Raw genomic sequence first — 25,326 nt, forward strand, 5'->3', positions numbered from 1 at the left:
TTTATTCAATTATAAAAGCTCCCTTTTCATTTGTGTAATGGAAAGGGATTTTTTTATGCTTACAAGTAACTTTCCATCGTTTTGCGTAAGATTTGTAATTACTAGCATCTGCAATAATTTGCTCTGGTTTTAGGCTATCAATAACACGATTGAGATTAAGCCTAGGAGAATTTCTTAGTAGAACATAGTTAGGTTGAAATGAAATGCCTTTATAAACTCCCAAACTATCTATTACTAAAAGCGTTTTCTTTTTGAATTGATAAACTGATTTTAAATCACTAATTAAAATGGAATCGATGGTTTCGCCAACGACAAAATTCTTTATAACATTATCAGTCTTTTGCTTTACTGAATCTAAATTATGATGAACTAATAATTCATTATTGTGTTTTTGACCAATCATAGAAAAACGACTTTTATTAAAAACAATAAAAGCATCACCTTGAGCTTTATAAGAGTTATAAAATGATATGCTTTGAAAACAAAGCAGTCCAACCAAGCTTATCGCAACCCATTTAAAATTCTTGTGTTTGTGAACTTGAACCAATGCTACAATTATAAAATATGAACATACAACTTGAAGAATCGTAAACGGAATATCACGAAGCAGAAAGTCTTCAAATTGAGCAACCCAAGCAATAAAGGCATTTAAGCTATCTATAATAAAACTATAAGCTAATACTAATAAATCTGGCAAAGTATTCATTAGTGCTAAAACAATAACTAATAATCCTATACCAAGAATTAAACCTAAAAACGGAATAACAACAATATTAGAAATAAAAAATAAACTAGGAAACTGATGAAAATAAAATAAACTGATAGGGACAACACCGGCTTGAGCGGCTAATGTTACAGTAAAAATCTGCCAGAGTTTATCTGAAACCCAGTATTTTGGTTTCCAAAGTCTATATATAATAGGTTGAACACTTACTATACCTAAAACAGCCAAATAACTCATTTGAAAACCAACTTCAAACAAGAATGTCGGCTTAAAAAGTAAAATAACAAATGCGGAGATGATTAGAGTATTATAAATATTAGTTGGTCGTTTTAGATGCATCGCAACACTAATAATACTAAACATTGCAACTGCTCTGGTTACTGAAGGTGATAAACCAGCGATTACCGCAAAAGCCCACAGTATAATGACTAAAACAATTGGTCTAATATAATTACCATACTTTAAGCGGAGGAGCGGCTTAAATAAAAAATTGAGAATCAATAAAAGTATCCCAACATGAAGGCCAGAGACTGCTAAAATGTGAATTGTTCCAGAATTCACATAATTATTATATATTGTTTTATCAATGTTTTGTCGTTGACCAAGTAATAAAGCATTCATTATGCTAAGTGCATTGTCTTTAAAACCTGCTTCAATGAGTTTGATATTAATTTGGGTTCTTAATTGGTCAGCATAACCGTAAATAGTAGTTTTTGAGTTTGAAAGAAACAATAAATCGTCTTGCTTTAGGTATAACTGGTGATAAACCTGTTTCAATTCTAAATACTTACTGTAATCAAATTGATGAGGATTTAAAGGCTTTTGAATTATCTGTAGTTGTGAAGATGTAAATAATAAATCATCAACAGCTAATGGTTTTGATAAGCTGTCTTTCTTTATGTTGATTAATAACTGACCAGAAGCATTTTGATTATTAAAAGAGTTTACAGAAACAATATATTTATTATTGTAATTGTCTGGTTTTAAACGTTCTTTAATTTTAAAAGTTATAGAATTGAAATCTTCGGAATTAAGATTTGTGTAATGATGAAGTTGCAGTTTTTCATTCTGAATGTTGTAAGAAGACATTCCAATTCCAATCATACAGAGATAAGTCAACAATCCAAAAAATGGTAGCCTATCAATTTTAGTTTTTAAAAGAAGCCAATAAAGACCGATAAGTACAACTAAACCAATTGTTGAATATAAAATGATGTTGAAACTAATATTAACATAATGTGCTAATACAATTCCAATAACCAAACAAATGGTAAGTTTTATGATGGTGAAATTTAGTAACTTCATGAGTATGAGTTACTAATATAAGAAAAAGATTACAATACACGTCGCGCCTGTACAAAAGCAAAATACCAATACTTATCGGCTAAAGAGGATATCATAACTCCTTTGCTTGAAGAGGCATGGATAAATTCTACATTTCCGGTTCTTACATTGGTTACAATGCCAACATGGTTAACGTTTCGGTTGTTTTTTTTAGTTGCAAAAAACAGTAAATCACCAACATTAACTTCTTTAACATCTATCCAATCTCCTGTACTTTTTAGGCCAGAAGTTGTTCTTGGTAGACTGATATCATGTTCCTTAAAACTTGTATAGATTAAACCAGAGCAGTCCATACCACGTTTTGTGGTGCCACCATATTTATAACGTGTGCCTTCAAATTTTTTAGCAAACTTTACAATGGTTTCTGCTTCCTCAGTAGGTTCTGCAGTTGTGTTAACTTTTACGGTATGGCTTTGTTTTTCCTTATTGGTGTAGTTTTTTTTGGATTTGCAATTACTTACAATCAATAGTAGGAATAGAATAGGTAATATTCGCTTCATGTTATATAACAGCATTGTAAATTAATTCTGCAGCTTTATCACTTGCACCTCTGCCACCAAGTTTTTGTTCTAATTCGTAGTAATCTAAAAATAATTGCTCACGCTTTTTAGAATCTAAAATTGAGCTTAATTCTTTTTTTAAACGCTTTTTATTAAAATCTCCTTGAATCAATTCCGTAACCACTTCACGATCCATAATTAAATTTACCAAAGAAATAAACTTTAAAGTGATAATACGTTTAGCAATCTGATACGAAATAGCATTCGCTTTATAACAAACTACTTGTGGAATTTTAAACAACGCAGTTTCTAAAGTTGCTGTCCCAGAAGTCACTAAAGCAGCAGTAGATATACTTAATAAATCGTAAGTTTTATTAGCAATAAAATGAACATTATTTTGCTTTATAAAAGGTTTGTAAAAACTAAAAGCTTGACTCGGAGCACCAGCAATAACAAACTGATAATCTTTAAAGTCATTGACCAAACTCAACATTACACCAAGCATTTTAGTGATTTCTTGTTTTCGGCTTCCTGGAAGTAAAGCGATAATAGGTCTATCGCTTAAATTATGTTCTTTTTTAAAATTTGCTTCTTCTACTTGAGGTCTATTAGCAATAGCATCAATTAGTGGATGACCAACAAAATGAACATCATAATTATAGGTCTTGTAGAATTCCTTTTCAAACGGCAGAATGCAATACATGGCATCTATGTCGCGCTTTATTTTTTCAACTCTTCCAGCTCTAGATGCCCAAACTTGCGGAGAAATGTAATAATGTGTTTTATAGTTTCTCGCTTTTGCCCATTTTGCTATGCGAAGGTTAAACCCTGAATTATCAATAAAAATAATGACATCTGGTTGAAATTCTTCTATATCAGTTTTGCAAAATTTCATATGCTTAGCTATTTTTCTGAGGTTAAAAATAACTTCAACAAAACCCATAAATTGACGTTCTTTATAATGCATGATCAACTTACCACCAGCAGCTTGCATAAGATCTCCACCCCAAAATCTAATATCAGCTTGTTCGTCTTGTTTTAACAATGCTTTCATTAGGTTAGAACCATGTAAATCACCTGAAGCTTCACCAGCAATGATATAGTACTTCATTTATTTCAGAGTCTTTTTCAAATTCCAAGTATTCAAGTTTTGTATAGCATGATGAGCTGTCATATCAAATTGAACAGGAACAACAGATACATAACCATGTTCTAAAGCCCATTCATCAGTATCTTCTCCATTATCTAGATTTACAAACTTCCCAGCTAGCCAATAGTAATCGCGTCCCATTGGGTTGGTACGTTTATCAAATTTCTCCTCCCAATTTGCACGAGCTTGTCGGCATATTTTAATGCCTTTAATATCTTTTTCTTCGAGTTTGGGTAGATTAACGTTAAGCACAACACCTTCTGGAATGCCATGTTCAAGAGCATTTCTGGTAATCGTTTCAATAAAAGGTTTGCAATGCTCAAAATTAGCATTCCAATTATAATCCAGTAATGAAAATCCAATGGCAGGTATTCCCTCAATTCCAGCTTCCAATGCCGCGCTCATAGTACCAGAATAAATGACATTTATTGAGGAGTTTGAGCCATGATTTATACCAGAGACACAGATGTCTGGTCGTCTATCTAAGATTTCTCTTACAGCTAATTTTACACAGTCCGCTGGTGTGCCAGAACAACTATATTCGGATTGATTTCCGTCAATTACTACTTTTTCTACATGTAAAGTTGAGTCAATTGTTATTGCATGTCCCATACCACTTTGTGGGCTATCTGGTGCCACAACAACCACGTCTCCAATAGTATTCATAACGGAAATTAAGGTTCTAATTCCCGGAGCAGTAATACCATCGTCATTGGTAACTAAAATTAATGGACGTTTATACATCTAATAAAAATTATACATAATGTGGTAAAAATACTAAAAAAGCTTGCGTTTCATCGATTATATGACCTTTAACAAAAAATTAGTGCCTCTATTTTTTATGGCACGGTTTTTTCTTCTATTTTAGTGCAATATTCATGGCCTACTTAGTACAATTTAAAAAAAGAAAAAAATGAAGGGGAATTATAAATTTTTACTACTTGCATTGTTAATAGCATTTGCCTCATGTAGTTTTACAAGTAAAAAGTTTGATAATCCAGATAAGGATAAACTATTAATTCAGTTGATCACCTATCTTTTAGATCAAGGACATTTTGATCCACAAGATATAAATGACGATTTTTCGGCTAATGTTTTTGAAGAGTATTTAAATAATTTAGATCCTTTTAAACGTTATTTTTATGCTTCAGATATCAAAGAATTCTCGGCTTATAAAAACCAATTAGACGACCAAATCAAAGGTTACGATGTGTCTTTCTTCAATTTCACACATGAGCGTTTATTACAACGTATAGCAGAATCAAAGAAGGTTTATACTAATATTTTAGAAAAACCATTCGACTTTTCTAAGGATGAAGAATATTCAGCAGATTATGAAAAGTTAGAATACGTCAATGATAAACGCGAAATGAAAGAACGTTGGAGACAACAACTTAAGTTTTCTACTATTGCGAACTATGATGACGCAATTGCACAGCGTGATTTAAATTTAGAATCTAATAACCTTCCTGAAAGTGTATTCACTTCTGAAAATGAAAAACCAAAATCTAAGGTTAAAAAATCTTTAAAAGCTATTGAAGCTGAAGCAAGAGAAGCAACAAAAAAATCACTTGATGAGCTTTATGATTATATAGATGACAGACGACGTACAGATTGGTTTTCGGTATATGTGAATGCTATTGTCGAAGAATTTGATCCTCATACTTTTTATTTCGCACCAGAAGACAAAGAGCGTTTTGATAGAGACATGTCTGGAAATTTCGAAGGCATTGGAGCACGTCTACAAAAGAAAATGGATGGTATCATGGTTAATGAAATTATCAGTGGAGGGCCAGCGTGGAGAGCCAATGAGTTGGAGGTTGGTGACCAAATATTAAAGGTAAGACAAGAAGATGAAAAAGAAGCTCTAAATGTTGTAGGCATGCGTTTAGATGATGCAATTAAATTTATAAAAGGACCAAAAGGAACAGTCGTTACATTAACATTAAAGAAAGTTGATGGTACTGTTGAGGATATATCTATTACTAGAGATATTGTAGAGTTGGAAGAGACTTATGCAAAATCATCTACTGTAGAAAAAGATGGAAAAACTTACGGTTTAATTAATCTACCAAAATTCTATATCAATTTTGAAGATTACAACAAGCGTAATGCTGCGTCTGATATTAAGCAAGAAATATTACGTCTTAAAAAACAAGGTGTAGAAGGACTTGTACTCGATTTAAGAAATAATGGAGGTGGATCTTTACAAACCGTCGTTGATATAGCAGGTTTGTTTATTGAAGAAGGACCTATTGTACAAGTTAAAACTACTGGAGAAGCGAAAGAAGTACTTAGAGATAAAGACAAATCTATTGTTTGGGACGGTCCATTGGTGATCTTAGTAAACGAATTATCTGCTTCTGCCTCAGAAATTTTAGCTGCTGCAATGCAAGATTACAAAAGAGGTATTGTTATTGGAAGTAAGCAAACTTACGGTAAAGGTACTGTTCAAACAGTATTTGACTTAAATCGTATGGTAAGAAATAATACTACTGGCGACATGGGAGCCTTGAAGTTTACTACGCAAAAGTTTTACAGAATTAATGGAGGTTCTACTCAGTTAGAAGGAGTTAAGAGTGATGTTGTTGTTCCAGATCGTTATAGCTATATTAACATTGGTGAAAAAGATCAAGAAAATCCGCTGCCTTGGGATAAAATTGATGCGGCAGATTATAGTGTATGGGAAAACTATTTCGACTACGATACTACAATAAGTAAGAGTAAGGAAAGAATGGCAGTTAACGAACAATTAAAACTTATTGATGCAAATGCAAAATGGGTAAAAAAAATAAGAGATAGAGAGTCTTATTCATTGAATTATAATGATTATAAGAAGGAAATGGAGTTAAATGAAGAGGAGGCTAAACGTTTCGAAAAGCTTTCTGAATATAAAACAGATCTGACTTTTAATTCTCTACCATATGAAATAAAGTTGATGGAACAAGATTCAGTTTTGCAAGAAAAACGAAGACGCTGGCATCTAGCTTTAGCTAAAGATGTATACATTGAAGAAGCTTTAAACGTGCTTAATGATTTAAAGATGACATATGCCATAAAAAATAAAGTAGCGAATTCGGTGAAGAACTAAAATTATAAATGGGAAACCAAAATAATTCACTTACAAGATTAGCGCTTCAAAAGTTTAAAAAAAACTTTTGGGGCGTTTTTAGTTTGGGAATTATTGCTTGCATCGGTTTAATCTCAATTTTTGCATATCTATTTGCACCAGATGCTTCGAAGAATGCTAATCAGATGCATTTACCTATTCATTCTAAGTCGCCTGGTTTTGAGGTGCAAATGCTTACTATTCCTTCTGGAATTGAATCTGATCAAAATTTCCTTTCTAAATTATTCTTTGGAAAAAACAACACTGATACCGAAATTCCAATTCAATCATACTCAGCAAACGATAATGCGCTTACTTATATAGAATATGCTTCCGATGGATTACAAGGCATGGAAAAGCAAATTAAATTAATCAGGTTTCCTGATAAAGATTATAAAAGTTATATCGACACAAGAAGTTTCATCTTTGGTACAGATAAATACGGAAGAGACTATTTAAGCCGTATTTTAATTGGCTCTCGTATCTCTTTTTTTATTGGTTTTGTCGCCGTTTTTATTTCTTTAGTTATTGGTTTATTAATGGGAAGTATAGCTGGTTATTATGGTGGCAAGATTGATGCTTTTATCATGTGGATTATTAATATTACGTGGTCAATCCCAACGTTGTTGTTAGTAATTGCTATTACTTTAGCTTTAGGTAAAGGCTTTTGGCAAGTCTTTATTGCTGTTGGTTTAACAATGTGGGTAGAGGTGGCCAGAGTCGTAAGAGGACAAATTATTAGTGCCAAAGAAATGCAATATGTAACTGCGGCAAAAGCATTGGGTTACAATGATTACAGAATTATTACTAAGCATATTTTGCCAAATATATTCGGGCCATTAATTGTAATTTCAGCTGCTAATTTTGCAGCAGCAATTTTAATTGAAAGTGGATTAAGCTTTTTAGGAATTGGAGCTCAACCGCCAATGGCAAGTTGGGGTGCAATGATAAAAGACCACTATAATTATATTATTTTAGGAAAGCCTTATTTAGCATTGATTCCTGGTCTTTGTATTATGCTTTTAGTAATGGCATTTATGTTAGTTGGTAATGCATTAAGAGATGCATTAGACGTTAAAACTTAATAAGCTTATTCAGCTCTAAGCTGCTCAATTTCTTCATTGGTATTTGCGATAAACTCTAAGAGCTCTTCTTTGCCAATGTGTTTAGAAGATGAAGTCACAAAATATAGAGGAAGCTCTTCCCAAGTCTTAAGTAATTCCTCACAATAGTCATTGACATGACGCTCAATAGCCAAAGGTTTTAATTTATCAGCTTTAGTAAATACAATACCAAAAGGTATACCGCTTTCACCTAAATATTGCATAAATTCTAAATCGATTGGCTGAGGTTTATGTCTAATATCAACTAATACAAATGCAGACACCAGCTGCTTGCGTTGCTCAAAATAATTGGTAATAAACTTCTGAAATTTCTTTTTTGATGTTTTCGAAACACGAGCATAGCCATAACCAGGTAAATCTACCAAATACCAGCTATCATTTATTACGAAGTGATTAATCAGTTGTGTCTTACCAGGTCTTCCGGAAGTCTTGGCTAGACTTTTTCTATCGGTAAGCATGTTTATCAAAGACGATTTACCGACATTACTTCTTCCGATAAATGCGTATTCTGGCAAGTTATTCTTGGGACATTTTGCCACTTCAGAATTACTAATAACAAATTCAGCTGATTTTATTTTCATCCTCAGTTCCTACAAAAGCAGGAATCTTTTTAAATTAAACTTTTAGATAAACTATATTTTTGTGTCTTCGAGGTTTTGTAAGAGTTAAACCTTTTAGAAGTCTCTTTTTTCTAACCAAGCATTCAAAATAGTATTAAACTCCTCTGGATGTTCCATCATTGCTGCATGCCCACATTTATCTATCCAATGTAATTCGGAATCTGGTAATAAATCATGAAATTCCTCTGCAACTTCTGGCGGAGTGACATTGTCATTTTTTCCCCAAATAATGCAAACTGGAGTTTTCATTTTTGGTAAATCCTTCGCCATATTGTGTCTAATGGCGCTTTTAGCAATGGCTAAAGTTTTAACAAGTTTATTTCTGTCGTTTACTGTTTCGTAAACTTCATCTACAATTTCTTTGGTAGCAACTGCAGGATCGTAAAAAACATCTTGTGCTTTTTTCTTTATGACTTCGTAATCGCTTCGTTTAGTATAGCCACCTCCCATCGCACTTTCGTAAAGTCCAGAACTTCCTGTTATTATAAGTGCTTTAACCTTTTCTGGATATAATTTTGTGTGGTATAACCCTATGTGACCTCCTAAAGAATTTCCTAGTAAAATGACCTTGTCCAAACCTTTGAATTCAATAAAATCTTTTAAATAATTCGCAAAGCTTTTTACGTTGGTTTTGAGCAAAGACATGGTGTATATTGGCAGCTCTGGTATAATTACTTTATAGCCGTTAGAACCGAAGTAATTTGTAACTGCATCAAAATTACTGAGTCCACCCATTAATCCATGCAACACAATAATTGGTGTACCTTCTCCGACTTCAATATATCTATAATCCTTTTCTTTTTTTAAAAGGTGTGCCATGTATGCGTTAGTGCTTAAGTGTTAAAAACAAATATAACTAAATCCTTTAGAATATAAATATAATGCTGAAAATATCAATTTTTTTCAAGTGGCTATAGTTTTAAACATTCTTCAAAAACTTACCACTTAAGCTTTTTCTTATTTATCCATGATTATAATTGAGTTTACTCTGTATTAAAATCATTCAAATTAAACTGTGAAATAAAACTTATTAACAAAAGTGGGATTATGTGGTAAAATGTGGTGATTTTTTCAATATATTTGAATCTTAATCGTTAAAGTGGGAAACCAAATCGTTTGAATTCATTCATAGGAACATACGAATGTAAAGCTGATGCCAAAGGGAGGCTTATGATTCCTGCTGTTTTAAAGAAACAGTTGGCTGCTGCATTGCAAGATGGTTTTGTATTGAAACGTGCCGTTTTTCAGCCATGTTTAGAACTGTATCCTATGTCTGAATGGAATTCAATGATGCAGAAAGTAAACAAGCTCAATCGCTTTAAGAAAAAGAATAATGATTTCATTAGACGTTTTACAGCTGGTGTTAAAATTGTTGAAGTTGATAGTGCTGGTCGTTTACTAATTCCAAAAGATCTTATAAGTTTTTCGGGTATTACAAAGCAAGTTGTGCTGGCTTCTGCAGTGAATATTATTGAAGTTTGGGATAAAGATAAATACGAAAAAGCTATTGACGATGCTGCTTCAGATTTCGCTGATTTGGCAGAAGAAGTAATGGGACAAGAGGATGACGAAAATGGAATATCATAATGCAGTTTTACTCAAAGAGACTGTTGATGGTTTAGATATAAAACCAGATGGTGTTTATGTTGATGTCACATTTGGTGGAGGTGGTCATAGTAGAGAAATCTTATCAAGATTAGGTACCAAAGGCAAGTTGTACGCTTTCGATCAAGATAAAGACGCATTAGCAAATACAATTGAAGATGATCGGTTTGTTCTCATTAATGAGAATTTTAGATATATAAAAAGGTTCTTAAGGTTTTATGGAGTTAAAGAGGTTGATGGGATTTTAGCTGATTTTGGAGTCTCGTCGCATCAATTTGATGTTGCGGAACGTGGTTTTTCGACGCGTTTTGAAGCAGATTTAGATATGAGAATGAACCAAGATAGTAAGCTTTCTGCTTTCGAAGTTGTGAACCAATATGACGAAGAGCAATTAAGAGCTGTGTTATTCCAATATGGCGAATTACGACAAGCACCTGCTATGGCAAGGGTAATAGTTGAAGAGCGAACAAAAGCTGAAATTAAAACTAGTGAACAACTGAAAAAGGTGTTAAAGCCTTTTTTACAGCATAAGAAAGAAAATAAGGTTTTGGCTCAAATCTATCAAGCAATTCGAATAGAAGTAAATCAAGAAATTGAAGCTTTAAAGGAATTGTTATTGCAAACGCCAGAACTATTAAAAGAAGATGGCAGATTAAGTTTTATATCCTACCACTCATTAGAAGATAGATTGGTAAAACGCTTTATAAGAAATGGTCTTTTTGAAGGAGAGCCAGAGCGCGATGTGTTTGGAAACTTTGAGGTGCCATTAAAAAAAGTTGGAAAATTGATAGTGCCATCGCATTCAGAAGTTAAAGTGAACAATAGAGCACGAAGCGCAAAGCTTCGAATCGCTAAAAAAGTATGAAGAAAAATATCTACAGCATATTACGTGGAAAGTTTCTAATCAGTGATGATTCGTTTAAAAATTGGCGCATCATCCTTTTTATTTCAGTCTTAGCGATAATAATGATTGCAAGTTCGCATAGTGCGGATCAAAAAGTATATGAGATTGCAAAACTGACTAATGAGGTTAAGGAATTGCGCTCAGCATTTGTAGATAAAAGAGGGAAGCTGATGCGACTTAAAAAAGAATCTTTTGTTGAGGCAGAAATGAAAAAAAAAGACATTGAGATTTCTTTAAATCCACCAACAAAAATAATAGTAAAATCACAACAAGAGTAAGGTTTGGCAACAACAGAAACAACCATATTAAACAGATTGTACTTTGTCGCAGGCTGCATGTTTGTATTTGCTTTGGCTGTGGTATTTAAGTTATGTAGTATTCAGTTTATTCAAGGTGACCAATACAGAGCACTTGCTGAGAAGCACACAACAAAAGATTTTCCAATACCAGCAAATCGTGGTAATGTGTATTCTGCTGATGGGAGTTTACTGGCCACTTCAATCCCAAAATATGATATTAGAATTGATGCTATTCAGCCAAAACAAGCTTTGTTCGATGAGCAACTGGGAGCTTTAGCGGACTCACTTCATGTTTTTAAAGGTAAACCTGCTTCTTATTATAAGGATGTTATTCGTAAAGCGAGAAAGAACAAAAACAGGTATTTCCTTTTAGCTCGAAATATCAGCTATTCGGACTATATAAGGATGAGAAACTTTCCACTATTAAATCTTGGTGCAATTAAAGGTGGTCTTATTGTAGAGCAGACAACAAGAAGAGAACATCCTATGGGTGAAATAGCTGCTCGTTCTATTGGCTATGAACGCATTGATGAGAACAACTACGCGACGAGAGTTGGTATCGATGGAGCCTTTGGAGAAAAATACCTACAAGGTGTTAATGGTAAGCGATTAAAGCAAAAAATTGGTAATGGGCAATGGAAACCAATAAAAGACTATGATCAAATAGAGCCTAAAGATGGTTATGATATTTATACAACAATAGATGTTAACATTCAAGATATAGCGCATCACTCATTGCTTGCTCAATTAGAAAAATATAAAGCAGATCATGGTTGTGTTGTGGTAATGGAAGTAAAGACAGGTGAGATTAAGGCAATTTCTAACCTAGGAAGAAATAAGAATGGTCATTATTATGAACGCCTAAATTATGCTGTGGGTGAAAGTCATGAACCAGGTTCAACATTTAAGTTAATGGCATTAACTGCAGCTTTGGAAGACAAAGTCATTGATACTAGTGACGTTGTAGATACAGAAAAAGGAATATTAAGCTTTTATGGTAATAAAGTTAAGGATTCTAAGGCTGGTGGATATGGTAAAATATCTGTTTCAGAAGCATTTGAGGTATCATCTAATACAGGAGTGGTAAAGGCTATTGATAATGCCTACAGAAATAAACCTAGCAAATTCATTGACAGACTCTATGTCATGAATCTCAATGATAGTCTAGACTTGCCGATAATTGGTGAGCCAAGTCCAATAATTCCTGATCCAAGAATTAAAAATGGCAGATGGAGTGGTATTGCATTGCAATGGATGGCTTATGGTTATGGTGTGTCCTTTACTCCATTACAAACTTTGGCATTCTATAATGCTATTGCTAATGATGGGGAAATGGTAAAGCCTCGATTTTTGAGAGAAGTTAAGGAATATGATAGAGTTGTAGTTCCATTTGAAAAGGAAGTTATAAACCCAAAAATATGTTCTAAACAAACGGTAAAAAAAGTACAGCAGTTATTAAAGAATGTTGTAGAGAAAAGCCATGGAACAGGTCATAAACTCTATTCTGAAAACTTTTCAATGGCCGGAAAAACTGGGACTTGTCAAAAAGATTATGTAGATAAAGATAAGCTCAATTACATATCATCGTTTGCAGGTTTCTTCCCAGCGGACAATCCTAAATATTCATGTATTGTGGTTATACACGAACCAGATAAAAGCGTTGGCTACTATGGCGCTGATGTTTCAGGTCCTGTGTTTAAAAGAATTGCTCAAAAAATTTATACTGATACGCCAATTATAGATGAAGTTAAGACGCTAAACTTTGATAATAATTTAGTCAATCAAGATTTCGAAAATTATTTCGAAAATGCTCGAAAATATAAAGAATTAATGCCAGGTGTTGTTGGTATGCCAGCTATGGATGCTATTGCATTATTAGAAAACCTTCAAGTTAATGTGAAGGTAAAACTTAATGGTAGTGGAATAATTAGGAAACAATCTGTAGAAAGACATCAAAAATTACAAGCTAACCAAACTATTGTTTTAGACGCATCATGATTGTACTTAAGGACATATTGTACAAGGTTACTATAAATGCTGTTGTTGGGAGTACAAGTATTACTGTCAATAAAATTGAATTTGATTCACGTCAAATCAAGGTAAATGATGTGTTTGTTGCTATTTCAGGTACAGTAACAGATGGTCATAATTACATAGAAAAGGCAATTAAGGATGGCGCGATTGCTATTGTTTGCGAAAGACTTCCAGAAAATCTTGAAGATGGTGTTACTTATATAGAAGTTGCAAACTCCAACCAAGCAATGGCATATATGGCTGCTAACTTTTATGAGCATCCATCAGAGAATCTAAAACTAGTTGGTGTTACTGGTACAAATGGTAAAACAACAGTTTCTAGTTTGTTATATCAACTTTTTAAGAAGGCTGGCTACAAAGTTGGTTTGCTTTCTACTGTAAAAATAATGGTAGATAACACCACTTACAAAGCCACACATACGACTCCAGATTCATTGACCATTAATAAGTATTTACAAATGATGAACGATGAAGGCGTTGAGTTCTGCTTTATGGAAGCGAGTTCTCATGGCATTCATCAAAGTAGAACTGAAGGGCTACATTTTACAGGCGGAATTTTTACAAACCTATCTCACGATCATCTAGATTATCACGAAACCTTTGCAGAATACAGAGATGTAAAGAAAACGTTTTTTGATCAGTTGCCAAAAGAGGCATTTGCATTGTCTAATATGGATGATAAAAATGGTTTGGTAATGCTTCAAAATACACAAGCCAAAAAATATACATATGCTTTAAAGAATTATGCGGATTATAGAGCGCAGATTCTAGAAAATGAGTTTAGTGGTTTATTGCTGAAGCTGAATGAAAGTGAATTATGGACAAGATTAATAGGAAGCTTTAACGCATATAATATTCTGGCAATTTACGGAACAGCAGAATTATTAGGCTTAGATAAAGTTGAAATTTTAAGACTAATAAGTGAGCTCGAAAATGTGTCAGGGCGTTTTCAATATTTTATTTCAGAAGAAAAAATCACTGCAATTGTTGATTATGCGCATACACCAGATGCATTAAAAAATGTTTTAGAAACCATCAATAGCATTCGTACTAAAAATGAAGAATTAATAACAGTAGTAGGCTGTGGTGGAGATAGAGATAAAACCAAACGACCAAAAATGGCGCATATCGCATCTGCTTTAAGTACTAAGGTGATTTTTACGAGCGATAATCCAAGAAGCGAAGTTCCTGAAACCATAATAGAGGATATGGAAAAGGGAGTGGAACCTCAGAATTATAAAAAAACATTATCAATTACAGATAGAAAACAAGCGATTAAAACAGCTTGTCAGATGGCAGACGCAAAGGATATCATTTTAATAGCAGGGAAAGGCCATGAGAACTACCAAGAAATTAAAGGAGAACGCTTTGATTTTGATGATTATAAAACGGTTCAGGAATTTTTAAAACAATTACAAAAGTAATATGCTGTATTACCTATTCGAATATTTAGAACAACAATTCCAGTTACCTGGAGCATCACTTTTTGGGTTTTTAACCTTTAGAGCAGCTATGGCTATAATTTTATCATTGTTGATCTCTACAATTTATGGTAAACGCATAATAAGATTTTTACAGAGACAACAAGTTGGTGAGACCATTCGAGATTTAGGATTAGAAGGACAAGTTGAAAAAGCTGGTACACCAACAATGGGTGGAATCATCATTATTTTGGCAACATTAATTCCTGTATTATTGCTTTCTAAGCTCGAAAACATCTATATCATACTTCTCATTGTAACTACACTTTGGATGGGAACGATTGGGTTTATTGATGATTACATTAAAAAATTCAAAAACGATAAAGAAGGACTGAAAGGGAAGTTCAAAGTCCTTGGTCAAGTCGGTTTAGGATTAATAGTTGGGTTGACCTTGTATTTTCATGAAGATGTTACTATAAAAGAAGAATTGCCTATTGCCGAGCAACGTGTATTATTGGAGGAAAATCCGAATATTCCTGAAGCCCAGCTTTTCGATGTAGCCACTAAGTCCACAAAAACAACTATTCCTTTTGTAAAAAATAATGAGTTTGATTATTCAGACTTAATCACTTGGATCAATCCAGATTTAGAGAAATACGCTTGGATAATTTTCATTTTAGTATCAATAATAATTGTAACAGCCGTTTCTAACGGAGCCAATCTCACGGATGGTATTGACGGTTTAGCAGCAGGTACTTCGGCAATTGTCGTATTGACCTTAGGGATCTTTGCTTGGGTTTCGGGTAATATCATATTCTCAAAATATCTGGATATTATGTATATCCCTCAAGTAGAAGAAATCACTATTTATATCGCGGCGTTTGTGGGTGCATTAGTTGGTTTTCTATGGTATAATGCCTATCCAGCACAAGTTTTTATGGGTGATACAGGAAGCTTAACAATTGGTGGAATTATAGCTGTAATTGCCATTGCCGTGAGGAAAGAGTGGTTAATACCAATTCTTTGTGGCATTTTCTTAGCAGAGAATTTATCAGTAATGCTGCAAGTCAGCTATTTCAAATACACACGGAAAAAATATGGCGAAGGCAGGCGCATATTTAAGATGTCTCCATTACACCATCATTATCAAAAATCAGGATATCACGAAAGTAAAATTGTAACACGCTTTTGGATTGTTGGAATTCTACTAGCAATAATAACAATTGTCACCTTGAAGATACGATAATGAAACGGTTAGTAATTCTTGGAGGAGGAGAAAGTGGAGTTGGGACAGCGCTTTTAGGAAAGGAAAAAGGATACGAAGTTTTCGTTTCCGATAAGGGAAAAATTAAAGAAAAATATAAAAACGTTCTTTTAAATAATGAGATTGAATTTGAAGATGGACAACATACAGAATCAAAAATTCTGAATGCACACATTGTCATGAAAAGTCCTGGAATTCCAGATAAAGTGGATTTGGTAATACAAATCCGTAATGCTGGAATTAAAGTGGTTTCTGAAATTGAATTTGCTTCAAAATTTACTAATGCAACTTTAGTAGCAATTACAGGAAGCAATGGTAAAACAACAACCGCAACGCTGACACACCACTTGTTAAAACAAGATTTAGATGTGGGTTTGGCAGGCAATATTGGAGATAGTTTTGCTAGGCAAATTTTAGATAAAAACTACGAAAACTACGTGTTAGAGATTAGCAGTTTTCAGTTAGATGATATTATAGATTTCAAACCGAAGATCGCGATTTTAACCAATATCACACCAGATCATTTAGATCGCTACGATTATAAGTTTGAAAATTATATCGCTTCAAAATTTAGAATTGTAGAAAACCAAACAGATGAGGATTATTTCATCTACGATAGTGATGAGGAAGTTATAGAAGAATGGCTGCAAAACCATTCGATTCAATCCAAAAAATTACCCTTCTCGTTAACGAATGTCATTGAAGAAGGTGCGTATTACGAAAACAACAAGATAATAATAACAATCGATAATAATCAAATAATTATGCCAACAAAAAACTTAGCTTTAGAAGGAAAACACAACATTAAGAATGCAATGGCAGCTTCTACTGTTGCGCATATACTTAAAATTAGAAAGCAAACAATACGTGAAAGCTTAGAAAACTTTCAAGGTGTTGAACATCGTTTAGAACATGTGCTTAAAATCAACAAAGTCCAGTACATAAACGACTCTAAAGCAACTAATGTAAATGCCACTTATTTCGCATTAGAAAGTATGGATGCACCAACTGTTTGGATTGTTGGAGGAGTGGATAAAGGAAATGACTACAAAGAATTATTTCCATTTGTAAACGAAAAAGTTAAGGCTATTATCTGTCTTGGTGTTGATAATACAAAGCTGTTTGAAGCCTTTGGGAATATGGTAGATGTTATAATTGAAACAGAGTATATGAGTGAAGCCGTAAAAATTGCATACAAAGTTGCAGATGCAGGGGAAAATGTGTTGTTGTCACCAGCTTGTGCTAGTTTCGATTTATTCGAAAACTATGAGGATAGAGGCCGTCAGTTTAAAAATGCTGTTAGAAATTTATAGAATACTGTCATTCCTGCAAAGGCAGGAATCCACATCAAATTTGTAATTAAATAGATTCCTGCCTTAGCAGGAATGACCAAAGGAAGCATGAAAAATATATTCGCACAAATAAAAGGGGATAGAGCCATTTGGGCTATAGCCACATTATTGGCTATATTTTCCTTTTTACCAGTGTATAGTGCTGCTAGTAATTTAGCGGTTAGTTCAAGTAATACATTTTCTTTCTTTGTAAAGCATTTTATGCATTTGGCACTTGGGTTCGCAATTATGTATGGGATTCATAAAGTGCCCTATAAATATTTCCGAGGTTTATCAATGGTAATGATTCCAATAGTGTTTGTTCTATTATTAGTAACCCTGCTACAGGGAACTACTATCGATGGCGCAAATGCAAGTCGCTGGATTCAGATTCCGATTGTAAATATGTCATTTCAAACCTCAACATTAGCAGCTGTTGTTTTAATGGTGTATGTAGCGCGCTATCTTTCAAAAATAAAGGATAAAGAAGTTGGTTTTAAGGAAACTATTTTGCCACTTTGGGGACCAGTATTTCTAATTTTATTACTAATTCTTCCTGCTAATTTTTCTACAACTGCTATCATTTTTTCAATGATAATGATGTTAACTTTTATAGGTGGTTATCCGATAAAGTACCTTCTAATCATTCTAGGTACAGGTTTAGCTGCATTAACTCTATTTATTTTAATAGCAAAAGCATTTCCAGATGCCATGCCTAATCGGGTTGATACTTGGATTAGCAGAATAGAGAATTTTGCGAACGGAGAGGATACTGAAGCAGATTACCAAATTGAAAAAGCAAAAATTGCTATTGCTACAGGTATGTCTCCACTTGGTCCTGGAAAAAGTGTGCAAAAAAACTTTTTGCCACAATCGTCCTCAGATTTTATTTTCGCTATTATCATTGAGGAATATGGTCTATTTGGAGGTGTATTTTTATTGATATTATACTCATGGTTATTGTTTAGAATTGTTATAGTATCTCAAAAATCAGATACCATATTCGGAAAGTTATTGGTCCTTGGAGTTGGATTGCCTATTGTATTTCAAGCTCTAATTAATATGGCAGTTGCTGTAGAATTGTTTCCTGTAACTGGTCAGACCTTACCATTGATAAGTAGTGGCGGAACTTCAATATGGATGACTTGCCTCGCAATAGGAATTATCCTAAGCGTAAGTGCTAAACGCGAAGAGCTAAAAGGAAAAGAAGAATTAGAAGAAAATCCATTAGACATTTTAAGCGAAACAATTTAATGAGCAATTATAAATTCATATTATCAGGTGGTGGAACAGGAGGACATATTTATCCTGCGGTTGCTATTGCGGACGAATTAAAGATTCGGTATCCTGATGCTGAATTTTTATTTGTTGGTGCTTCAGATCGTATGGAAATGGATAAGGTACCGCAAGCTGGTTATAAAATAGAAGGCTTATGGATTTCTGGAATTCAAAGAAAGTTGACCATAAAAAATATGGCTTTCCCATTTAAGTTAATGTCAAGTTTATTACGTTCAAGAAAAATCATAAAATCTTTCAAGCCAGATGTTGTAATTGGTACAGGTGGCTTTGCTAGTGGACCATTATTACAAGTAGCAACATCAAAGAAAATTCCGAGTTTAATCCAAGAACAAAATTCATACCCTGGAATTACAAATAAGTTGCTTGGTAAAAAAGTAAATACTATTTGTGTGGCCTATGAAGGCTTAGAAAAATTCTTTCCTAAGGAAAAAATAAAGTTAACAGGAAATCCGATTCGAAAAGACTTATTAGAAGTTAAAAGTAAACAGATTGAAGGTAAAGATGCTTTCAAGTTAATTCATAGCAAGCATACTCTTTTAGTGTTAGGAGGAAGTTTAGGAGCGAGACGAATCAATCAGCTCATCGAAGCAAATCTTGAAACTTTTAAAGCTCAAAATGTTCAAGTGATTTGGCAATGCGGAAAACTCTATTATAATCAGTATAAAGGTTATAATGAAATAGATAATGTTCAGGTACATGCATTTCTAAACACCATGGATTTAGCTTATGCGGCAGCTGATGTTATCATTTCTAGAGCTGGAGCAATTTCAGTTTCAGAATTGTGTATCGTTGGAAAACCGGTGATATTCATTCCATCACCTAATGTTGCCGAAGATCATCAAACCAAGAACGCAAAAGCGGTTGCAGATAAAAATGCAGCGATTTTGATTAGAGAAAAGGATTTAGATTCAGATTTTGAGAATCAGTTTTCTGAACTAATTTCGAATGAAGACAATAGAAAACAACTCAGTAAAAGTATTAGAGCCTTAGCCCTAGTCAACGCAACTAATGATATTGTGGATGAAGTTGAGAAATTATTAAAAAAGTAAATGGATTTAAAAGCTATAAATAACGTCTATTTTATCGGTATTGGTGGTATCGGTATGAGTGCGCTTGCACGTTATTTTGTAGCAAATGGAAAACAGGTTGCAGGCTATGACAAGACAGCAACGGATATTACAAAAGGATTACAAGAGTTAGAGGTATATATTCACTTTAATGATAATATTATAGAAGTTGATCCCAAGTATTTAAATAAAGAAGATACTTTGGTGGTTTACACACCGGCAATTCCTAGTTCACATTCAGAGTTAAGCTATTTTAAGACTCATAATTTTAAGGTTTTAAAGCGTGCTACTGTTTTAGGTGAAATTACAAAACAAACAACCTGTCTTGCTGTTGCTGGTACACATGGTAAAACTACAACGACAAGCATATTAGGACATTTGCTAAACGAATGTGATGTTCCTGTTACCGCATTTTTAGGAGGAATTAGTGAAAATTACAATTCTAATTTAATTATAAACGGAACTGAAGTGACTGTTGTTGAGGCTGATGAGTTTGACCGCTCATTTTTAACCTTGTCACCAGATTTAGCCTGTGTCACTTCAATGGATGCAGATCATCTAGATATTTACGGTGATGCTTCAGAGCTTGTAAAATCATTCAAAGACTTTTCGGAGTGTATTAAGCCAAACGGAAAGCTATTTGTTAGAAATGGGTTGCCTTTGGAAGGTATTACTTATGGCGTTGAAGATGATTCAGCCTATTGTGCTCAAAATGTAAAAATAGAAAATGGAAGTTATGTGTTTGATGTAAAGACACCTAGCGGATTATACAAAGATTTTAAATTTAACCTACCTGGAAGACATAATTTGTCGAATGCAATAATAGCCTTGGCGATGGCTGTAGAATTCGGTTGCCCTAACAACCAGCTCGCCAAGGGATTGGCATCTTATAAAGGCGTAAAACGCAGATTCACTTATCACATTAAAACGGATAATTTTGTTTTTATAGATGATTATGCACATCATCCGGAAGAAATTAAAGCTGTATATCAAGCAGTTACAGAAATGTATCCTAGCAAAAAGGTTTTAGCCATATTTCAACCACATTTATATAGCAGAACAAGAGATTTTATAGATGGTTTTGCAGATAGTCTTTCAAAATTTGATGAAATAATACTATTAGATATTTATCCAGCAAGAGAATTGCCTATAGATGGAGTTACATCCGAATGGTTGCTAAATAAAATTAAAAACTTGAATAAAAAATTAGTTCAAAAATCAGAATTAATAAATGAAATAAAAAAATCTGATGCGCATGTGGTATTAACCATAGGTGCTGGAGATATTGGAGAAGAGGTGAAACAAATAAAAGAAGCTTTGAGCGTTGCGAATTAATTATAACTACATAAAAATCATTGTATTACTACTAGTAGTGGGAGGTTTATTCGCGTTTTCAAACCATAGAAATGAAGTACGAAAAATAGCTGAACCAAGTATAAAATTCTTAGGTGAAAACAAATTATTTATTACGGAGGCGACTGTTAGTAAATTGTTAATACAAAATCAACGACCCGTTACGGAGCAGCCTAAAGAAATTATAGATTTGAATGAATTAGAAATTGCCCTAAATTCTAATCCAATGATTAAGGAAGCTGAGGTGTTTATGTCAGTAAACGGTGAGCTTTCCGCAGAGATTGAACAAAAAAGACCTATTGCAAGAGTCAACGCAAATGCATCATATTATATAGATGATGAAGGTTCGTTTATGCCTTTGTCATCTAATTACGCTGCAAGAGTTCCGCTCGTTACAGGTAATATTAAGAAAAATGCTTTAGAAATCGTTTTTCAATTTGCAAAAGCTGTTGATGAAGATGAATTTTTAAAAAAACATATCATTGAGATTCGTCAGAACGATGATAAAACGATTGATTTCAAAATAAGAAAAAGTGATTTTTTAGTTCATTTAGGAACTTTAAATAAACTCGAAAAGAAGATAAACAATTTTAAGGCCTTTTATCAGAAAGGTTTGAAAGATAAAATTTTAGATAATTACAAAGTAGTAAATCTGAAATTTGACAAACAAGTTATATGCACCAAAAAGTAAACTATGGACAAGCATAACATTTCGGTAGGTTTAGATATAGGAACCACAAAAATTGTGGCCATGATTGGTCGCAGAAACGAGTACGATAAAGTTGAAATTCTTGGTGTAGGTAAATCCAAAAGTATGGGTGTGCATAGAGGAGTGGTTAATAATATCACCCAAACAATTCAGTCTATTCAACAAGCTGTACAAGAGGCTGAAGCTGCAGCCTCAGAAAAAATAGAAGATGTTACTGTTGGTATAGCTGGTCAGCATATTCGCAGTTTGCAACATAGTGATTATATCACAAGAGCTAATTCTGACATGGTTATTGATGAAGCGGATATTGATCGCCTTATTAACCAAGTACATAAGCTGGTAATGCTGCCTGGTGAAGAAATTATACATGTTTTACCGCAAGAGTTTAAGATTGATGGACAGGCAGAAATTAAAGAACCAATCGGAATGTACGGAGGGCGTCTTGAAGCTAATTTTCATGTTGTAGTAGGACAAGTATCATCTATTAGAAATATTGGAAGATGTATAAAAAGCGCTGGATTACAATTAGAAGGCATAACATTAGAACCTCTAGCTTCTGCGAATGCTGTTTTGAGCCAAGAAGAAAAGGAAGCTGGTGTAGCTCTAATTGATATAGGAGGTGGAACAACTGATTTAGCAGTTTTTAAAGACGGAATTATTCGTCATACAGCAGTTATTCCTTTTGGAGGAAACGTTATTACAGAAGACATAAAAGAAGGATGCTCAATTATAGAAAAGCAAGCTGAGCTTTTGAAAATGAAATTCGGTTCTGCATGGCCAGGTGAGAACAAAGACAATGAGATTGTCTCAATTCCAGGGTTACGAGGAAGAGAACCAAAAGAAATTACGTTAAAGAATTTGTCTAAAATCATTCATGCCAGAGTTGTTGAAATAATAGAGCAAGTTTATGTTGAAATAAAAAATTACGGACACGAAGAGCAAAAGAAAAAACTTATTGCAGGTATTGTATTAACAGGTGGTGGAAGTCAATTAAAGCATTTAAAGCAATTGGTAGAATACATAACTGGTATGGATACCAGAATAGGTTATCCAAATGAACACATTGCTGGTGACAGTGATGATGATATTGCAAGTCCATTATTTGCCACGGCAGTTGGTTTAGTTATGGATGGCCTAAAGCGTCAAGAAAGAAATAAAGCCGAAGAAATTGATGAACTAATAATTGAAAATGAAGCAGAGCAATCAATGGAGGCACAGCAAGATATTTTTGTAGAAGAGCCAATAAAGGAGCGTCGTTCGTTTTTAGACAAGCTCACAGAGCGTGTGAAAGAGTTTTTGGATAACGCAGAGTAGGACTGAATTTTAATGAAGAGCTAGCGCTGAAGCGAGTGGCATTGTAGAATAAAATTTGATGGTTTTATAATCATCATGTATAGATAGGATAAAGTAAAGTTTAAAATATAAAATCCCATAATCACAATTAATATGAGTAAGAGCAACGAATTTGGAAACATATCATTTGATTTGCCAAAACACCAATCTAATGTCATAAAAGTTATTGGTGTTGGAGGAGGTGGAAGCAACGCAATAAATCACATGTTTCAACAAGGTATCAAAGGTGTTGATTTTGTGATATGTAACACTGATGCGCAAGCACTTCAAAATAGTGGTGTTCCAAACAAAATTCAATTAGGTGTAAACTTAACCGAAGGTTTAGGTGCTGGAGCAAATCCAGATGTTGGTGAAGAGGCTGCTGTAGAAAGTTTAGAAGATATTCGTAGAATGTTAGATACCAATACCAAAATGGTGTTTATCACTGCAGGTATGGGTGGAGGTACCGGAACTGGTGCAGCTCCGATCATCGCAAAAATGGCAAAAGAATTAGATATCCTAACTGTTGGAATCGTTACTATGCCTTTTCAATTTGAAGGAAAAATGCGTAATGAACAAGCACAGCGAGGTATAGAAAAGTTAAGATCACATGTAGATTCTTTGGTTGTGATAAACAATAATAAACTTCGTGAAGTTTATGGTAACCTTGGTTTTAAAGCAGGTTTTTCAAAAGCAGATGAAGTCTTATCTACAGCATCTAGAGGTATTGCAGAGGTAATTACACATCACTATACACAAAATATTGATTTACGTGATGCTAAAACCGTATTAAGTAACAGTGGAACAGCTATTATGGGATCAGCCGAGGCTTCTGGACAAACCAGAGCACAAGAAGCTATTATGAAAGCATTGGATTCACCATTACTTAACGATAATAAAATTACAGGTGCTAAAAACGTATTGTTGCTTATCGTTTCTGGTTCTCAGGAAATTACCATTGACGAAATCGGTGAAATCAATGATCATATTCAGAATGAAGCAGGTCATGGAGCCAATATAATTATGGGTGTTGGTGAAGATGAATCTTTACAAGAGTCAATTTCTGTTACCATTATTGCTACGGGATTTGATATCGATCAGCAGAATGAAATTTCTAATACTGAAACTAAAAAAGTAATTCATGCATTAGAGGAAACAGTTGAAACAGAAATAAGTACCCAAGAAAAAGAGCCAGCAATTATAACTCCAGATATTGTTTTAGAAGAGGATAAGGAGACTCCTATTGTTCGTCATACTTTACTTGAAGATGAAGACGAGGTTAACTATCGAGATGATGACAAAATTGAAATGACTTTAGCAATGGATTTAGTTCCAACAAATGAGATTCTACTTAATATGAATGTCGTTTATGATGAAGTTTTAGATTCTAAACCACAGGTTGAAGCTCAGCCAGAAGAATTCATTATAACTCCAATAGAAAATAAAGCTGAAAGTATTGAAGTAGAAAATGAAGAAGAACAAATAACGTTAACATTCGATTTACCATTATCCAGCAAAGAATCGGAGGAAGTTGAAGAACCAGATGCTAGTGAAGAAAAAATGTTCTTTAGTTTAGATGAAGATGTAAAAGATCTAAATGTAAATGAGCCTGTTGAAATCATTTCGGTAACAGAAGTAAATGAAGATGTTGAAAAGCGTTATGCTTTAGATGATTTTGAAACTTTTGAATCATCAATGAATACAAAAACGAACAGAGCAGAAGTAAAAGAGGAAATAGTTTTTGAAAAGAAAATAGTATCTGTTGATGAAACTGAAGAAATTGTTAAGGATGAGATTGACCCAATGAACAGTCCCATCTCAGAATTAATTATTGCTCGTGCAGATGAGCGCAGAAAAAAAATGAAAGATTTCAACTATAAATTCAATAATGCTAAAATAGATGAAATCGAAAAAGAGCCTGCTTACAAAAGACAAGGTGTTAATTTAGAAGATGCTCAGCATTCTTCAGAAACCAATACTTCAAGAATGTCTGTCGGTACAGATGAAAACGATGATATTCAATTACGAAGTAACAATTCATTTTTACACGATAACGTAGATTAATAGCAAGTTTAAGTTAAGTGATAACATATTGTCAAAGCCCAAAGAGCATCTCCAACTTTTTGGGCTTTTTGTT

The 25,326-nt window shown here is 33.6% G+C and carries 21 protein-coding genes; 15 read left to right on the top strand and 6 right to left on the bottom strand.

All coding sequences use genetic code 11. The features are described from left to right. Position 1: 1 nt before the first annotated feature. The 4 genes from SJY34_RS14095 to surE are packed head-to-tail and all read right to left on the bottom strand — an operon-like array spanning position 2 to position 4,462. Entirely contained in the window at positions 2 to 2,029 is a 2,028-nt protein-coding gene (locus SJY34_RS14095) for a ComEC/Rec2 family competence protein (protein WP_400076702.1), read from the bottom strand. 29 nt (positions 2,030 to 2,058) lie between these two features. Further along, a complete protein-coding gene (locus SJY34_RS14100; RefSeq protein WP_400076704.1) occupies positions 2,059 to 2,568 on the bottom strand; it encodes a C40 family peptidase in 510 nt (169 codons plus the stop codon). 1 nt (position 2,569) lies between these two features. Next, positions 2,570 to 3,679 carry a lipid-A-disaccharide synthase gene (gene lpxB / locus SJY34_RS14105; protein WP_400076706.1) on the bottom strand — a complete coding sequence of 370 codons (1,110 nt, stop codon included), beginning with the start codon at positions 3,677 to 3,679 and terminating at the stop codon, positions 2,570 to 2,572. Continuing rightward, a complete protein-coding gene (gene surE, locus SJY34_RS14110) occupies positions 3,680 to 4,462 on the bottom strand; it encodes a 5'/3'-nucleotidase SurE (RefSeq protein ID WP_400076708.1) in 783 nt (260 codons plus the stop codon). 169 nt (positions 4,463 to 4,631) lie between these two features. On the opposite strand from surE, the gene SJY34_RS14115 reads away from it, so the two are divergent. Then, on the top strand, positions 4,632 to 6,809 hold the full coding sequence (locus SJY34_RS14115; RefSeq protein ID WP_400076709.1) for a carboxy terminal-processing peptidase: 2,178 nt from the start codon (positions 4,632 to 4,634) through the stop codon (positions 6,807 to 6,809). A gap of 8 nt (positions 6,810 to 6,817) precedes the next feature. Then, positions 6,818 to 7,912 (top strand): ABC transporter permease, encoded by a 1,095-nt coding sequence (locus SJY34_RS14120; RefSeq protein WP_400076711.1) that lies wholly within the window; start codon positions 6,818 to 6,820, stop codon positions 7,910 to 7,912. Between the two features lie 5 nt (positions 7,913 to 7,917). Here the strand turns inward: SJY34_RS14120 and yihA are convergent, their stop codons facing one another. Then, positions 7,918 to 8,532, bottom strand: a complete 615-nt coding sequence (gene yihA, locus SJY34_RS14125; protein WP_400076713.1) for a ribosome biogenesis GTP-binding protein YihA/YsxC — start codon at positions 8,530 to 8,532, stop codon at positions 7,918 to 7,920. 93 nt (positions 8,533 to 8,625) lie between these two features. Continuing rightward, positions 8,626 to 9,390: an alpha/beta fold hydrolase gene (locus SJY34_RS14130; protein WP_400076715.1), complete on the bottom strand. Its 765-nt coding sequence runs from the start codon at positions 9,388 to 9,390 to the stop codon at positions 8,626 to 8,628. Between the two features lie 297 nt (positions 9,391 to 9,687). On the opposite strand from SJY34_RS14130, the gene mraZ reads away from it, so the two are divergent. The 13 genes from mraZ (at position 9,688) to ftsZ (ending at position 25,253) form a co-directional block, all read left to right on the top strand. Continuing rightward, entirely contained in the window at positions 9,688 to 10,158 is a 471-nt protein-coding gene (gene mraZ / locus SJY34_RS14135) for a division/cell wall cluster transcriptional repressor MraZ (protein WP_400076717.1), read from the top strand. Beyond that, entirely contained in the window at positions 10,145 to 11,041 is an 897-nt protein-coding gene (gene rsmH / locus SJY34_RS14140) for a 16S rRNA (cytosine(1402)-N(4))-methyltransferase RsmH (RefSeq protein ID WP_400076719.1), read from the top strand. Before mraZ ends, rsmH begins: the two co-directional genes overlap by 14 nt. Continuing rightward, positions 11,038 to 11,358, top strand: coding sequence for an FtsL-like putative cell division protein (locus tag SJY34_RS14145; RefSeq protein WP_400076721.1), 321 nt, complete (start codon positions 11,038 to 11,040; stop codon positions 11,356 to 11,358). Before rsmH ends, SJY34_RS14145 begins: the two co-directional genes overlap by 4 nt. A gap of 57 nt (positions 11,359 to 11,415) precedes the next feature. Next, positions 11,416 to 13,377: a penicillin-binding protein gene (locus SJY34_RS14150; RefSeq protein WP_400081405.1), complete on the top strand. Its 1,962-nt coding sequence runs from the start codon at positions 11,416 to 11,418 to the stop codon at positions 13,375 to 13,377. Next, positions 13,374 to 14,837 (top strand): UDP-N-acetylmuramoyl-L-alanyl-D-glutamate--2,6-diaminopimelate ligase, encoded by a 1,464-nt coding sequence (locus SJY34_RS14155; RefSeq protein ID WP_400076722.1) that lies wholly within the window; start codon positions 13,374 to 13,376, stop codon positions 14,835 to 14,837. Before SJY34_RS14150 ends, SJY34_RS14155 begins: the two co-directional genes overlap by 4 nt. Position 14,838: 1 nt before the next feature. Further along, on the top strand, positions 14,839 to 16,080 hold the full coding sequence (gene mraY, locus SJY34_RS14160; RefSeq protein WP_400076724.1) for a phospho-N-acetylmuramoyl-pentapeptide-transferase: 1,242 nt from the start codon (positions 14,839 to 14,841) through the stop codon (positions 16,078 to 16,080). Continuing rightward, positions 16,080 to 17,411: a UDP-N-acetylmuramoyl-L-alanine--D-glutamate ligase gene (gene murD, locus SJY34_RS14165; RefSeq protein ID WP_400076726.1), complete on the top strand. Its 1,332-nt coding sequence runs from the start codon at positions 16,080 to 16,082 to the stop codon at positions 17,409 to 17,411. Before mraY ends, murD begins: the two co-directional genes overlap by 1 nt. An 87-nt stretch (positions 17,412 to 17,498) precedes the next feature. Continuing rightward, positions 17,499 to 18,683: an FtsW/RodA/SpoVE family cell cycle protein gene (locus tag SJY34_RS14170; protein ID WP_400076728.1), complete on the top strand. Its 1,185-nt coding sequence runs from the start codon at positions 17,499 to 17,501 to the stop codon at positions 18,681 to 18,683. Beyond that, positions 18,683 to 19,777, top strand: a complete 1,095-nt coding sequence (gene murG, locus SJY34_RS14175; RefSeq protein ID WP_400076730.1) for an undecaprenyldiphospho-muramoylpentapeptide beta-N-acetylglucosaminyltransferase — start codon at positions 18,683 to 18,685, stop codon at positions 19,775 to 19,777. The genes SJY34_RS14170 and murG overlap by 1 nt, the downstream gene beginning before the upstream one ends. Continuing rightward, positions 19,778 to 21,130: a UDP-N-acetylmuramate--L-alanine ligase gene (gene murC, locus SJY34_RS14180; RefSeq protein WP_400076732.1), complete on the top strand. Its 1,353-nt coding sequence runs from the start codon at positions 19,778 to 19,780 to the stop codon at positions 21,128 to 21,130. Continuing rightward, entirely contained in the window at positions 21,120 to 21,839 is a 720-nt protein-coding gene (locus tag SJY34_RS14185) for a cell division protein FtsQ/DivIB (protein ID WP_400076734.1), read from the top strand. Before murC ends, SJY34_RS14185 begins: the two co-directional genes overlap by 11 nt. A gap of 3 nt (positions 21,840 to 21,842) precedes the next feature. Beyond that, on the top strand, positions 21,843 to 23,171 hold the full coding sequence (ftsA, locus tag SJY34_RS14190; RefSeq protein WP_400076736.1) for a cell division protein FtsA: 1,329 nt from the start codon (positions 21,843 to 21,845) through the stop codon (positions 23,169 to 23,171). Positions 23,172 to 23,303: 132 nt separating this feature from the next. Beyond that, positions 23,304 to 25,253 carry a cell division protein FtsZ gene (gene ftsZ, locus SJY34_RS14195; protein WP_400076738.1) on the top strand — a complete coding sequence of 650 codons (1,950 nt, stop codon included), beginning with the start codon at positions 23,304 to 23,306 and terminating at the stop codon, positions 25,251 to 25,253. Positions 25,254 to 25,326: the final 73 nt, after the last annotated feature.

This window comes from Winogradskyella sp. R77965, assembly GCF_044594915.1.
Lineage (GTDB): Bacteria > Bacteroidota > Bacteroidia > Flavobacteriales > Flavobacteriaceae > Winogradskyella.

What these genes read in the sequence shown, in the direction of transcription:
- surE (WP_400076708.1), bottom strand. Translation starts at nt 4,462, where the DNA reads ATGTATAAACGTCCATTAATTTTAGTTACCAATGACGATGGTATTACT.
- mraY (WP_400076724.1), top strand. Translation starts at nt 14,839, where the DNA reads ATGCTGTATTACCTATTCGAATATTTAGAACAACAATTCCAGTTACCT.
- murC (WP_400076732.1), top strand. Translation starts at nt 19,778, where the DNA reads ATGGATTTAAAAGCTATAAATAACGTCTATTTTATCGGTATTGGTGGT.
- murG (WP_400076730.1), top strand. Translation starts at nt 18,683, where the DNA reads ATGAGCAATTATAAATTCATATTATCAGGTGGTGGAACAGGAGGACAT.
- murD (WP_400076726.1), top strand. Translation starts at nt 16,080, where the DNA reads ATGAAACGGTTAGTAATTCTTGGAGGAGGAGAAAGTGGAGTTGGGACA.
- SJY34_RS14155 (WP_400076722.1), top strand. Translation starts at nt 13,374, where the DNA reads ATGATTGTACTTAAGGACATATTGTACAAGGTTACTATAAATGCTGTT.
- SJY34_RS14120 (WP_400076711.1), top strand. Translation starts at nt 6,818, where the DNA reads ATGGGAAACCAAAATAATTCACTTACAAGATTAGCGCTTCAAAAGTTT.
- lpxB (WP_400076706.1), bottom strand. Translation starts at nt 3,679, where the DNA reads ATGAAGTACTATATCATTGCTGGTGAAGCTTCAGGTGATTTACATGGT.
- SJY34_RS14100 (WP_400076704.1), bottom strand. Translation starts at nt 2,568, where the DNA reads ATGAAGCGAATATTACCTATTCTATTCCTACTATTGATTGTAAGTAAT.
- SJY34_RS14095 (WP_400076702.1), bottom strand. Translation starts at nt 2,029, where the DNA reads ATGAAGTTACTAAATTTCACCATCATAAAACTTACCATTTGTTTGGTT.
- rsmH (WP_400076719.1), top strand. Translation starts at nt 10,145, where the DNA reads ATGGAATATCATAATGCAGTTTTACTCAAAGAGACTGTTGATGGTTTA.
- SJY34_RS14130 (WP_400076715.1), bottom strand. Translation starts at nt 9,390, where the DNA reads ATGGCACACCTTTTAAAAAAAGAAAAGGATTATAGATATATTGAAGTC.
- SJY34_RS14145 (WP_400076721.1), top strand. Translation starts at nt 11,038, where the DNA reads ATGAAGAAAAATATCTACAGCATATTACGTGGAAAGTTTCTAATCAGT.
- SJY34_RS14170 (WP_400076728.1), top strand. Translation starts at nt 17,499, where the DNA reads ATGAAAAATATATTCGCACAAATAAAAGGGGATAGAGCCATTTGGGCT.
- SJY34_RS14150 (WP_400081405.1), top strand. Translation starts at nt 11,416, where the DNA reads ATGTTTGTATTTGCTTTGGCTGTGGTATTTAAGTTATGTAGTATTCAG.
- ftsZ (WP_400076738.1), top strand. Translation starts at nt 23,304, where the DNA reads ATGAGTAAGAGCAACGAATTTGGAAACATATCATTTGATTTGCCAAAA.
- yihA (WP_400076713.1), bottom strand. Translation starts at nt 8,532, where the DNA reads ATGAAAATAAAATCAGCTGAATTTGTTATTAGTAATTCTGAAGTGGCA.
- SJY34_RS14115 (WP_400076709.1), top strand. Translation starts at nt 4,632, where the DNA reads ATGAAGGGGAATTATAAATTTTTACTACTTGCATTGTTAATAGCATTT.
- ftsA (WP_400076736.1), top strand. Translation starts at nt 21,843, where the DNA reads ATGGACAAGCATAACATTTCGGTAGGTTTAGATATAGGAACCACAAAA.